Consider the following 11,639-nt stretch of genomic DNA (forward strand, 5'->3'; position numbering starts at 1 on the left):
GTATGAGAATCTTGATAAAACGGTCATACACCAACTCCGTACCCAATTTAATGATAGTAGACCAGACCCAATAATTACTCTCCCTCGAAAGCGCTCCCCCGAACACCTCAATTTATTACATATTGTGTGCCATTGGCTCAACATGAGCTATTCAAAGCCTCCATACGACGCTACAGTTGAAAACATTCGTCTGTTATGTGAGGAGTTACGTGACGCTTCAGGGATGAACAAAGATGATTTAGAAGAACAGACTGACGAACTGGGAGGATCTACATTTGACAGAACTCTTGAAGCCGCTGTTAGGCTTGGATTGTTTTCGGAACTGGACGGTGAATATCAGGCTACAACCGAGGGGAAGCAGATCGGGTACGGAAGGCTTGCTCCAGAAGAAGAAAAAGAGCTATTCCGTGATTTGGTTAGCGGATACGGTTTCTACAGAGAATTGTTGAAAATTGTTGGTGGAGAGTTAACAAGCAACAATGGTGAACAGTACTTGGAGCGCGATATTGTCCAGAGTGAAATCGGGATTAACTTTGATTTCGGAGTTGGTGATCGGACTCTAAAATCGGCGGCAGGGACATTCTTACAGATCTTAGATCAGTGTGGTGTCGGGAACTACACACGGGGTTAAGGTGACTATCCCACCCGTCTTGTGATTAATGAAGAATATTCGGAGTTCCTCTCTAGACTGACAACGGAGGAACAACCACCGAAAAACGATGGGGTAGCTCAGGAAGAACTACCCATTGATGAAGACGAATCAGATACTGAGGATTCTGTTGAATCCGAACAATCTGAATCTGTTGAGCCGGATGGCGAATCAGACAACCATCCGCCAGAATCTAGCGAGGGGACAGCAAAAATTGAAATGACAGAGGGAACAGTAGATGGGAATGCGGATTTAACAATAGAGATTGAGATCTCTTCAGAAGATTGGGATAGTGAAGAAGTGATCTCGGTAATTGAATCGGTAAAAGGAACGGCTTCAGAATAGATGTTTCCCGCCTACGTAGTTCCACCTGAAGATATTACTGAGGTACTATTTGCCCTTTCAGAACTGGATGATGATGCTGATCAGAGTGCTGTAGCGCAGTTTGTGGACGAATCCACTCGGAAAGTACGAGAGTCAATAAGGATACTCCGAGAATTAGATATAATAGTTGGTGATGATACGCTTACATTAGATATTGAATACGACGATCTTGTTCAGCAATTACCGCCATCTGAGCGTGGCACGATTATTGAGAGGGCACTTCTGAGTTATCAACCATTTATTGATTATGCGACCTATCTCAAGAGAGGATATTCATCTGAGCAGGCAACACAGATGGTATTCGCTGCCAATACTGATCTATCTAGTGATGCCGAGTACGTACAAAGATATTTTCAGAGATTAGGATCTTATTCAGGCATACTGACAGAAGACGGAGAGGTGTCCATTGAGGTTCGAGAGATACCTACTGATTCAACTCAGTCGATAGAAAAGCTTAGAGAAGCGTTAGACTCCGAATTAGAGGTTCGTATTTATCTTGATGAGATTCTTGGTGAGGAGCTGATGAATTTCTTAGACGAAGATACTAAGTCGGATTTGTCAAGTGGGTACATGAAACACTCCACCTCACCGGGTGACGCGATAAGTGCCGTCGGAAGAGCATTTGAGGACTTTCTTAGACATATTGGAGCAGACTTTGGTAACGAAGACCGCGACTACGGGAGTGCTTCCGGCATCATCCCAGTGGTGAATCATTTACAGGGAGATGATCTAGTAAGAAAAGTCCACAAGCGCCGAGTGTTTTCTTTAGCTGAGATTAGAAATAAGGGAGGGGCACATGGAGATGACACTGAAGTTCTTGAGCGGTGGGATACCTCCCCAGAAGTTGCTCTCAATACTGCGATCAGCGCTACACTCTTGATAAGGAGTATCTACGTGTTCGCATCAGAAGAGAGGTTAGCATTGTGACTACAGCTGTCTTCCAATACGTTGAGGAGAAAATTCAGAACTAGATTACTGAGATCTCCTGTCACAGTATGGCATAACCAGAGGCTTCCGCTACATTGCTCCTGTTGAAACAAATTCTAAGCCATTCTTTGAGCGGGATACGATCAGTTTGCGCTTTTAGAGAATCTCATACACAGACTTTGCTATGTTTGTAGAGTGGATCTCAACAGAGTGATTGTACAGTAGCAATACTTTGAGCGGGCAAATGTTGTGTTCCCACGAGATACTGTACTGCCCCTCGAAGTAGCACAATGAATGAGTTTATAACAGAGGATGCGTTTTAGCCAAATGCGAGATCGAACAGAGGCAACATCCGGAAAATGTTGCTGATTACCAGCACCGTTGGTCCAGTGGTAGGACATTAGCTTCCCAAGCTAATAGCCCGGGTTCAATTCCCGGACGGTGCACTCACTTCGTCCGTGCACCGTCCGTACCCCCGCTCGCAAGCTCGCGGGGGTCCCGGACGGTGCATATCTGCGGCGAGCGATATAGCGACTCCGAGCGACGGCGATCCGCTTAGACACCGCCCGCGTCATCGACCGTGAGATCGCCCGAAACCGCGTGCTGACTGGTCGTGCTGAGGTCGATTCCGGCGTCGCGACACCGCTCCGTCACGGTCCGGATGTACGCCGAGCGCGTCACCGAGAACTCCTCCCGATCCGGGTCGGCGATCCAGAAGCGCGCCTGCAGATCGATCGCCGTGTCCGCGAGGCCGGCGACGCGGACCGACGGAGCCGGATCGTCGATGACCTCCTCGTGGTCGGCGGCCGCGTCCAACAGGATCCGGGTCGTCTCGTCGATGTCGTCGGCGTAGCCGATACCGAAGGTCGCCGAGATGCGGAGCGTGTCGTTGCTCATGCGGTTCGTCACAGCGTTCGTCGCGAGCTCGGTGTTCGGCACCGTGATCGTCTCGTTGTCGAACGTCCGGATACGGGTCACCCGGAACCCGATGTCGTCGATGAAGCCGGCGTTGCCGTTCCACTCGATCCAGTCGTCGATATTGAAGTTCCGGTCCTGCACGATGAACACGCCGGCGACGAAGTTCGACAGCACGTCTTGGGCCGCGAACCCGACGGCCAGCGTGAGCGCGGCGACGATGAGCGCCGAGCCGCCGAGGAATCCGGTGAACCCCGCGGCCCACGCCCCCACGACCAGCGCGGCGACGAGGGTGCCGACGCCGAGTAGCTTCTCTATCGTTCGTTCGAGGGTCGGTTCGAGCGTTCGGCGGGTGACCACCCAACTGACGATCGGGTTGACGACGTACCGGCCGGGGAGGTACAGCGCGCCGGCGACGACGAGGAACTCGGCGATCTGCCCGAAGAGCCCGACGTACTTCGGAACCAGTTCGGTGGCAACCTGCGACATGGCCATGGCTGACACAGCGGCGGGCGCGGAATGAACCTTGTCGTGTGAGAGGGGAGACTGCGCGGGGGACGGCGTGAGCTCGGCTAGAAGATGTTCGCCTGCCCGTAGACGGAGATGCCGGTGTCGGTGATCTCGTATGGCTTCGTCTCCCGAGAGTGGTTCGCGTCGCGGATCTTCTGGATCTCGACGGCCAGCCGCGTCTCGCGGAAGTCCGAGCCGCGGACGTACTGGAGCACGAACACCGCGTCGGTGAGGTACTCGACGATACCGTGGCGGGAGGCGTACGGGTTCTCCTCGCTGGCCTCGGAGGTGAGCAGCGTCGTCACGCCCGCCTCCTTCAGCGATCGGGTGAACCCGAACACCTCCGAGCGCCGCTTCGCCGGGTGGTCGTACATCATCTCCAGGAGCGAGACGGAGTCGAGCACCAGCCGGTCGGCGTCGAACTCGGCGATGAGCCGGGTGAGGTCGTTCCGGATCGACGCGAGCGAGTTCGCCATCTCGATGGGGTCGATCGCGACCACGGCGAGCCGATCCCCGGCGGCGGCCTCGCGGAACGCCCACCCCTTCTCCTCGGCGGTCGAGAAGATCGATTCGCGCGTCTGTTCGAGGGTGATGTAGACGCCCTTCCCGTCGGATTCGAGCGCCTCGTTGAGAAACTGGAGCGCGAACGTCGTCTTCCCGGTCCCCGCCCCGCCGATGACGGAGAGCAGGGAGCGTCGCGGAACCCCGCCGAGGATCATGTCGTCGAGCCCCTGTATTCCGACATCGGTGCGCGCTATCGACGACTCGAACTCGTCCGGATCGACATCGAATCCCGTTTCTCCCCGCGGGCCACCGCCGGGGCCGCCGGGGCCGCCGCCTCCGCCGAACTCGCCGAATCCGGGCTCGTCCGACTGCGCCGAGGCGTTTCCGCGGTACCCGCCGAAGGGGTCGTCGTCGCCGAACGATCCGCCGTCGAAGGAGTCGCTGGCGCCGGCGCCGCCGAACGGGTCGCCGCCTCCGCCGCTCTCGGCTCCGCCGAACGGATCCGCCGAGCCTTCGTCCGGAACGGGCGATTCCGGGGCATCGAAGTCCCCGTCGCCGAACTCGGTACCGGAATCGTCGCCGGCCGCCTCATCGGACGAGCCCTCATCACCGGCCGCTCCGCCGGCAAACGGATCGGCGTCACCGAACGAACCCCCGCCGAAGGGCTCGCTCTCATCGGCGGCGTCGTCCGGTTCGGTCTCGTCCGTCTCGTCGCGGACGCCGCCGAACGGGGTGTCCTCGTCAACCCCGGGGCGGTCTTCCCCCGTGGTTCCGGCGTCGCTGCCCGCCGCATTCGCGGCGTCGTCGGGATCATCGACGCCTTCGGTTTCCGTTGCCTCGTCGCCCTCGGCCTCGTCGCCCTCGCCGTCGGTGGTTTCGTCGTCAGTGGTTTCGTCGTCAGTGGTTTCACCGTCGGTGGTTTCGCCGTCGACCGAGCGATCGGACTCCTCGTCGATGTCGCGCAGCGCGCGCTCGAACCAGTCGTCCTCCTCGCTCATCGTTCCAGTCGGCCGTGGGCGGTCGACATGTGTCGGGCAACGCGGCCGGTCGGCTTGAAACTTTGCGGAATCCGGGGCCGAAGTCCGCATCCTTTTGTCCGGCGGCGAGAATCTGTGGCGCATGGAGGTCGGCATCGTGGCACGGAAGGGGAGCGAGGGCGCGGTAAGCCTCGCGGCGGACCTACGCGACGCGGTCGTCGCCGCCGGGGAGTCCGTCTGGCTCGACGCGGAGACGGCCGACGCGCTCGGCGAGAGCGACCGCGGACGCTCGGTCGACGCTCTCGTCGAGGCGGACCTCGCCGTCGCGGTGGGCGGGGACGGGACGTTCCTCTTCGTCGCGCGCAACGCCGGCGGCACCCCGATCGTCGGCGTCAACCTCGGCGAAGTGGGATTCCTCAACGCGGTCTCCCCGGCGGACGCCGAGAAGACCGTTCTCGCCGAGATCGAGGCGTTCGCCCGCGGCGGACTGGACGTTCGAGAGGCGCCGCGGCTCGCGGCGCACGCGGACGACTGGACCTCGGTGCCGGCGGCGAACGAAATCGTGATCCAGAGCGACCGCCGCGGCCCCGGCGCCGGCATCGACTACGAGGTGCGCGTCGACGGGAGCCGCTACTCCGGCGGGCACGCCGACGGCGTGCTCGTGGCGACGCCCACCGGCTCGACGGCGTACAACCTCTCCGAGCGGGGCCCCCTCGTCGGTCCGGGCGTGAGCGGACTCGTCGTGAACGAGATGGCCGCCGATGCGGGGATGCCGCCGCTCGTCGTCGACGTCGACGCCGCGGTCACGGTGGCGGTCGAGGGCGTCGCGGAGGCGGTCGTCGTCAGCGACGGCCGGAACAAGACGACCCTCGACGCGCCGGTCGAGGTGACCGTCGAGCGGACCACGCCGCCGATGCGGATCGCCGGCCCGCCGTCAGACTTCTTCGAGGCGCTCGGGAAGCTCTCGTGAGTCAGTGACACCGCCACGGTCGAGCGCGTCCACAAAGCGTTTATCCCCCGGAGCGAACCGTCGGCCGTGAACCGCCGGTCCGTCCTGCTCGGATACGTCGCCGCGGGCGTCGCCGTCGCGGTCGCGTCGGCGGCCGCCTGGCTCGCGTCGCCCGAGACCGTCCTCACGCGGCTGTCGCTTCTCGCCGCCGACCCGGTGCGGTTCGGCGTCGCGCTGCTCGCGCTGACGGCAGTCAGACCCCTCTTAGCGTGGCCGACGACGCTGCTCGCCGTGGCCGTCGGGTTCGGGTACGGCTGGGTCGGCGTCCCGCTCGGCGTCGCCCTCCTCGTGGCGACGGCGATCCTCCCCTATCGCCTCGCGCGGGCGGGCCGGATTCGCGCACGCGGCGCCTTCCGGGCCGCGGACCGCCTCTGCGACGCGGGCGAGCGCTTGGCAACGGCGGCCGGGAGCGTCCGGGCCGTGGCGGCCACCCGGCTGCTCCCGCTCCCCTCGGACGCGGTTTCGGTGGGGGCGGGGGCCGCGGGGATCCGCACGCGACCGTTCCTCCTCGGGACCGCGGTCGGCGAGCTTCCGTGGGTGATCGTCGGCGTCGCCGCCGGCGTCTCGCTCGACCGGCTCGCGGCCGGCGACCTCTCAGCGGTCGATCCGACCGTGCTGATCGCGATGGCCGGCGCCGGGGGGCTGCTGCTCGCCGGTCCGCTGTATCGAACGCTTTCCGACGGAGGGTCCGCGTCGACGGCGTGACCGTCTCGGTGAGAGAGGGTCTCGGTCGGTGGCAGACGCGGGAGAACGGTCGGTCGTCGTGGCCGCGGGAAAGACGGATCGCGACGGGGTAGTCAGTCACCGTGACTGCGCGGCCCGGATCGGACCGCGATCTGTACGTGGTCGTATCGCTATCTGTACGTGGTCGTATCGCTATCTGTACGTGGTCGTATCGCTATCTGTACGTGGGACGTTGTCGACCGCTCGGACGCGGAATGCCTCCGAACGGTCGACCCGAGTCGTGTGCCTGTGTGAGGACCGATGCGAGCGTGCATTCCCCCGGTCCCCGATTCCCGGGACCGTCCCAGCCCTAACCCCGAAGCCGCGGCGGCCCGACGTGGTGGTGTCGGCCGAACGCGGCTTCAACGGGGGACCGGGGGAATGGGCGCTGCGTCAGTCCGATCGCGGCCGCCTACGCGTCGCCGTCGTCTCCGGCTCCGTCGCTTCCCTCGCCCTCACCGCCTTCGCTCCCGTCACTCCCCTCGTAGGAGACCTCGATCCCCTGCGGGACCGGACGCAGGAGGTACGCACCGGTCCCGCGCCGCACAGGCGCGAAGTCGGCGGTGAAGCTCGTTCGGGTGCTCTCGCGGACCTCGAACGCCTCGTTGAACGTGAGCGGCGCGTTGCCCGGCAGGTCGACCTCGGCCTCGTCGCCGCCTTCGAGGGTGCCGTCGACGTTCGAGACGTCGAGCTGGAGGAACCGGTACGTACCGACCGCCAGCTCTCGCTCGTCGATCAGCTGCGTCTCACCGTTCTGGAGCCGGACGAGGTCGGCCGCCTGCGGCTCGTCGAACTCGTGGTGCTCGCGGCCGGCTGGTTCGTCCTCCTCGCCTCCCTCGTCGGTCTCGCCGCCGTCGTCGCCGTCGGTCGCCTTCCCCTCATCGGTCGCGTTCCCGCCGTCCGTCCCGTTCATCTCGGCGCCGCTCTCGGCGCCTTCGGGCCCGAGCCAGATCCCCTCGACGGTGACCACGAGCGACTCGAAGTCGGCGATGTCGGCCGGCTGATCGGTCACCTGCGTCGCGAGCGTTCCGGTCGCCCGGCCGACGCACCCGGCGAGGCCGGTCGCCCCGAGCGCGGCGGCACCGGTCGCCTGCAGGTAGGCCCGCCGAGAGATCGTATCGGGACCGGACGCGTCGGCGTCGAGCGTGCGCTCCGTCACGTCACGCGCCTCCGGACGCGGTCCCGTCGGACTCGGCGTCGGGGGTCTCGGCGTCGTCCCCGTTACCGGCGATACCGCTCACGGTCTCGCCGAGGTCGTCGACGCCGCCCGACAGGAAGTCGTTCACGTTGCTCAGGATGTCGCCGACGAAGTCCGGCACCTGGTCGGGTAAGTCGCTCGGCGGCCCCGCGTCGCCCGAGGTATCGTCCGGTCCGGGCGTCGCCGCGACGGCGCCGGCGGCCGCGCCGGTACCGATCAGTACCACCGTGGCGAGCGCCACGATCAGTGTCGTTCGGATCGCGTTCATGACGATTTCCACTCGGCACCAGACCTATTTAAACGATACAGGCGGTTCAGTCCAGTTGCGTCCGAATTAACTCCACTTAATCGCAAGTACGCGGCTTGACGAGTTCGATCCCCGTCTCGGACGGGGAGACAGAGAGTAGTTTATAAAAGAGCGGCGAGAGAACTGCGGTCGGGAACGCGGCCGCGGACCGGGCGACCCGCTTACGGCTCGAGCCGGTTCGGGTCGCGCGGGAACATGATCGCCTCCTTGATGTTGTCGAGGTCGGCGACTTTCTGGACGAGGCGGTCGATGCCGAGCCCGTAGCCGCCGTGGGGAGGGGTGCCGAAGCTGAGCGCCTCGATGTAGAACTCGAAGTTGGCGGTCTCGACGCCCTCCTCCTCCATGACCTCGACCATGCGGTCGACGTTGTGCTCGCGCTGACCGCCCGAAGAGAGCTCCTGTCCCTTATAGATGAGGTCGAACTTCCGCGAGGCGATGTCGTCGCCCTCGACGTCTTGCATGTAGTAGAACTTCTCGTCTGGGTAGCCGACGACGAAAAAGGCGGGGTGGCCCTGCTCCTCGAAGTGCTCGCCGAGCAGTTTCTCGCCTTTCGTGTCGAGGTCGGTCGGGTCGTCCGGGAAGTGGCCGTACTCGGTCTCCAGGATGTCGAGCGCCTCCTCGAAGGCGATCCGGGGGAAGTCGTCCTCGGGCACGTCGAGGTCGACGTCGAGCAGATCGAGCTCGCGCTCGGCGTTCTCGGCGGCCGCGCGAAGCGAGTACCGGAGCGACTCCTCCTGGACGTCCATCACGTCGTCGTGGTCGTCGATGTACGCGAGCTCCACGTCGAACATCGATATCTCGGAGACGTGACGGGAGGTCGCGAAGTCCTCGGCGCGGAACGCGGTACCCGTCTCGTACACCGCCTCGTAGCCCGACGCCATCAGCATCTGCTTGTACAGCTGGGGGCTCTGCGAGAGGAACGCGTCCTTGTTGTAGTAGAGGATCGGGAACAGTTCGGCACCGCCCTCGGCGCCGCCCTTCGAGATGAGCGGAGTCTTGATATCGACGAACCCCTCGTCGTCGAACCACTCCTCCATCGCCGTCATCAGCTTCGAACGCAGGGTGAAGACGGCGAGCGTCTCCGGCTTCCGGAGGTCGAGCGCGCGGTTGTCGAGCCGGGTCGAGAGGTCGACTTCGATGTCCTTCGAGATCTCCAGCGGGAGCGGGGAGTCGGCCTCGTCGATGACCTCGTACTCGGTCGGCGCGATCTCGACGCCCCCGGGGGCCTGGTCGCTCTCCAGCGGCTCGCCGACGACGCGGACCACGTCCTCGGCGCCGACGTCTTGGACGGCCTCGAACAGCTCCGGCTCGCGCTCCTCCTTGAAGACGATCTGGATGAGGCCTTCGCGGTCGCGCACGATGAGGAAGACGAGGCCTCCCAGGTCGCGGATCTCGTGGACGTGGCCGGCGATGGCGACCTCGTCCGCGTCCGGTTCGACGTCCGACGTGTGGATTCGCTCGATCATGACGGTGTCTGTGTTAGGTGCATCTGGTCGGGCGTTCGGCATAGGCCTGTCGTCTCGGCGTCGACGGAACCCGTCGCGCGCGGCGGTCTCGCCCCGGATTCGGGGCGGTCGCTCGCATCGGATTCGGGGCGGTCGCTCGCTCGGACCCCACCGCCGAGTCCGTGCGAACAATTGTCTCACACTCTCGCCATAGATTTAATAACAGTCCGACATATCAGTCTGTTAACGGCGCACCCGCGTCGCCGGAGCCCACGTATGACCCGCCTCCGTTCCACCGTCTCGACGCCCGCCGCCCTCGACGGCGACGGGTTTCGCGGCTGGAACGGCTACTGGACTCCGGGTACACGGTCCGTCCGGCCGACCGCGTAGCGCGCGTCGGCTGGGGATATTCCCCCTCGGGACGGACCGCACCCTGTCCTCTCCAGCCGCCGCCGTATCGACCGCGGAATCGTCCGGGCACGTCCGTGTTCCCCTCGCGAGCACCGACCGCGCCCGTCGCCCGTTCCCCGCGGGCGCCGACGGCGAGGTCGGGCGTTCGAGGCCGCACCGCGTTCGACTCGCGGCGAGGGGCTCATGGCAGCAGCCATCCGCACGCAGACGGTGGAAGCGACGGTGACAGTCCGGGTTTCACAGTCGGCCGGCGGGGACCTCGTCGCCGGCGCCCGCAGACAGCTGGATCGGGTCGACGGCGTGTCCGTCGACGAACTGGCTATCGCCGGCATCCAACCGGGGCTCAACGACACGACGGTCGAGGCGGTCGCGACCCTCTCCGTCGACGGCGATCGACCGGTCAGAGAACGACTGACGGACGGGTTCGGCGTGGAACCGGGGCGCGTCGAACGGGTGGATCGCGGCTGATCTGAAGTCGACGAGTTCGGCGACCGGCCCGGAGAGCTACTCGTCGATGTCCTCGCGCACCTGCGCCTCGGCCCGCCGAAGCACGTCTCGAATCGGGGTCCCGGTCGCCTCGGCGACCGCGACCGCGTCGTCGTACTCGGCGCTCACGTCGTAGATGTCGCCGTCGGCGGTCGAGGCCACCTTCACCGAGACCTCGTGGTCGTCGCCGCCGATCGCGAGCGTCGCCGCCTCGAAGGCGCGCTCCGCGATCCACCGGTGGCTCGCGCTCGACTGCCGGACACCGAGAGTCCCCGTCTCGCGGGCGAGTCGCTCCGCGACCGCCTCGGCGTCTGACGGCTTGCAGATGGCCTTCACGAGGTGCCCCGGCCGCGATTTCTTCATCGTCGTCGGGACGATCGTCACGTCGCGAGCGCCGGCGCGTGCGAGCGTTTCCTGAAGGCCGCCGAGCACCTCAGGCGCGGCGTCGTCGAGGTTCGTCTCCAAGACCACGATCTCGTCGCGGACGAGACCGTCGCCGGAGGGCTCGTTCGAGGCGTCAGCGACGCTCTCGTCTCCGCCCGGGTCACCGCCGTCGCCGACGAGCACGCGGAGCACGTTCGGGTGCTCCGGGAACGTCGCACTGCCGGCGCCGTAGCCCGCGGCGTCGAGGTCGAGGGCGGGCAGGCGGCCGACACCCTCGGCGACCGCGGCGAGGATCGCGGCCCCGGTCGGCGTGAGCAGCTCGCGGTCGACCGGGCCGCCGACCGTCGAGAAGTCGGCGCCCGCCGCGATCTCGGTCGTCGCCGGCGCGGGGACCGGGTAGACGCCGTGGCTCATCTCGACCTCGCCGCCGCCCGCGGCGACGGGAGTCGTCACGACGCGGTCGGGATCGAGGTCGTTTATCAGGAGTGCCGCCCCCACCACGTCGGCGATCGCGTCGTCCGCTCCGACCTCGTGGAAGTGCGTCTCGTCGAGTCCCGTTCCGTGAACGGACGCCTCGGCGCGGCCGAGGCGCTCGAAGGCGTCGAGCGCCAGCGACTCGACGGCGTCCGGGAGGTCCATCGACTCGACGAGCGCGACAACCTCGGAGTAGCTGCGATGGACGCCCGCGCCCTCGGCGTGGTCATGGCTGTGGTCGTGGTTGTGGCTGTGATCGTGGCTGTGGTCGTGGTAGAGGAAGAGGACTAGGGAAATGAGAAATATGAGTTAGATCTATTTATGTAATGAGGGGAT

The 11,639-nt window shown here is 64.3% G+C and carries 11 protein-coding genes, 1 tRNA gene and 1 pseudogene; 7 read left to right on the forward strand and 6 right to left on the reverse strand.

The genetic code is table 11. The features are described 5' to 3' along the window. Positions 1-142: 142 nt before the first annotated feature. From OQF71_RS02050 to OQF71_RS02065, 4 genes are all read left to right on the forward strand, one after another. Positions 143-631, forward strand: coding sequence for a hypothetical protein (locus OQF71_RS02050; protein ID WP_280585481.1), 489 nt, complete (start codon positions 143-145; stop codon positions 629-631). 21 nt (positions 632-652) lie between these two features. After that, positions 653-994, forward strand: a complete 342-nt coding sequence (locus tag OQF71_RS02055) for a hypothetical protein (RefSeq protein ID WP_280585482.1) — start codon at positions 653-655, stop codon at positions 992-994. Beyond that, positions 995-1,960, forward strand: a complete 966-nt coding sequence (locus OQF71_RS02060) for a hypothetical protein (protein WP_280585484.1) — start codon at positions 995-997, stop codon at positions 1,958-1,960. A 375-nt stretch (positions 1,961-2,335) separates the two neighbouring features. After that, positions 2,336-2,406 (forward strand) — tRNA-Gly (locus OQF71_RS02065). Positions 2,407-2,515: 109 nt separating this feature from the next. Here OQF71_RS02065 and OQF71_RS02070 read toward each other — a convergent pair. Next, positions 2,516-3,370: a mechanosensitive ion channel family protein gene (locus OQF71_RS02070; protein ID WP_280585485.1), complete on the reverse strand. Its 855-nt coding sequence runs from the start codon at positions 3,368-3,370 to the stop codon at positions 2,516-2,518. Positions 3,371-3,447: 77 nt separating this feature from the next. Beyond that, entirely contained in the window at positions 3,448-4,887 is a 1,440-nt protein-coding gene (locus tag OQF71_RS02075) for a KaiC domain-containing protein (RefSeq protein WP_280585486.1), read from the reverse strand. A gap of 121 nt (positions 4,888-5,008) precedes the next feature. On the opposite strand from OQF71_RS02075, the gene OQF71_RS02080 reads away from it, so the two are divergent. Beyond that, positions 5,009-5,836 (forward strand): NAD(+)/NADH kinase, encoded by an 828-nt coding sequence (locus OQF71_RS02080; RefSeq protein ID WP_280585487.1) that lies wholly within the window; start codon positions 5,009-5,011, stop codon positions 5,834-5,836. Between the two features lie 66 nt (positions 5,837-5,902). Further along, positions 5,903-6,580 (forward strand): VTT domain-containing protein, encoded by a 678-nt coding sequence (locus OQF71_RS02085; protein WP_280585488.1) that lies wholly within the window; start codon positions 5,903-5,905, stop codon positions 6,578-6,580. 430 nt (positions 6,581-7,010) lie between these two features. Here the strand turns inward: OQF71_RS02085 and OQF71_RS02090 are convergent, their stop codons facing one another. The 3 genes from OQF71_RS02090 to aspS form a co-directional block, all read right to left on the reverse strand. Then, positions 7,011-7,757, reverse strand: coding sequence for a DUF4382 domain-containing protein (locus OQF71_RS02090; protein WP_280585489.1), 747 nt, complete (start codon positions 7,755-7,757; stop codon positions 7,011-7,013). A 1-nt stretch (position 7,758) separates the two neighbouring features. After that, positions 7,759-8,064: a hypothetical protein gene (locus tag OQF71_RS02095; RefSeq protein ID WP_280585490.1), complete on the reverse strand. Its 306-nt coding sequence runs from the start codon at positions 8,062-8,064 to the stop codon at positions 7,759-7,761. Between the two features lie 200 nt (positions 8,065-8,264). After that, the gene (gene aspS, locus OQF71_RS02100; protein WP_280585492.1) at positions 8,265-9,569 is read right to left on the reverse strand and encodes an aspartate--tRNA(Asn) ligase; all 1,305 of its coding nucleotides are present in this window, start codon (positions 9,567-9,569) and stop codon (positions 8,265-8,267) included. Between the two features lie 573 nt (positions 9,570-10,142). Between aspS and OQF71_RS02105 the strand changes: the two genes are divergently transcribed. Beyond that, positions 10,143-10,427 carry a hypothetical protein gene (locus OQF71_RS02105; RefSeq protein ID WP_280585493.1) on the forward strand — a complete coding sequence of 95 codons (285 nt, stop codon included), beginning with the start codon at positions 10,143-10,145 and terminating at the stop codon, positions 10,425-10,427. A gap of 36 nt (positions 10,428-10,463) precedes the next feature. On the opposite strand, the pseudogene larC reads toward OQF71_RS02105, so the two are convergent. Continuing rightward, a pseudogene (gene larC, locus OQF71_RS02110) lies at positions 10,464-11,576 on the reverse strand (nickel pincer cofactor biosynthesis protein LarC); the annotation flags it as partial. Positions 11,577-11,639 lie beyond the last annotated feature (63 nt).

Source organism: Halorubrum sp. Boch-26, from assembly GCF_029889805.1.
GTDB lineage: Archaea > Halobacteriota > Halobacteria > Halobacteriales > Haloferacaceae > Halorubrum.

Coding starts and splice junctions, on each gene's coding strand:
- OQF71_RS02050 (WP_280585481.1), top strand. CDS start 143: ATGAGCTATTCAAAGCCTCCATACGACGCTACAGTTGAAAACATTCGT.
- OQF71_RS02060 (WP_280585484.1), top strand. CDS start 995: ATGTTTCCCGCCTACGTAGTTCCACCTGAAGATATTACTGAGGTACTA.
- OQF71_RS02070 (WP_280585485.1), bottom strand. CDS start 3,370: ATGGCCATGTCGCAGGTTGCCACCGAACTGGTTCCGAAGTACGTCGGG.
- OQF71_RS02075 (WP_280585486.1), bottom strand. CDS start 4,887: ATGAGCGAGGAGGACGACTGGTTCGAGCGCGCGCTGCGCGACATCGAC.
- OQF71_RS02080 (WP_280585487.1), top strand. CDS start 5,009: ATGGAGGTCGGCATCGTGGCACGGAAGGGGAGCGAGGGCGCGGTAAGC.
- OQF71_RS02095 (WP_280585490.1), bottom strand. CDS start 8,064: ATGAACGCGATCCGAACGACACTGATCGTGGCGCTCGCCACGGTGGTA.
- aspS (WP_280585492.1), bottom strand. CDS start 9,569: ATGATCGAGCGAATCCACACGTCGGACGTCGAACCGGACGCGGACGAG.
- OQF71_RS02105 (WP_280585493.1), top strand. CDS start 10,143: ATGGCAGCAGCCATCCGCACGCAGACGGTGGAAGCGACGGTGACAGTC.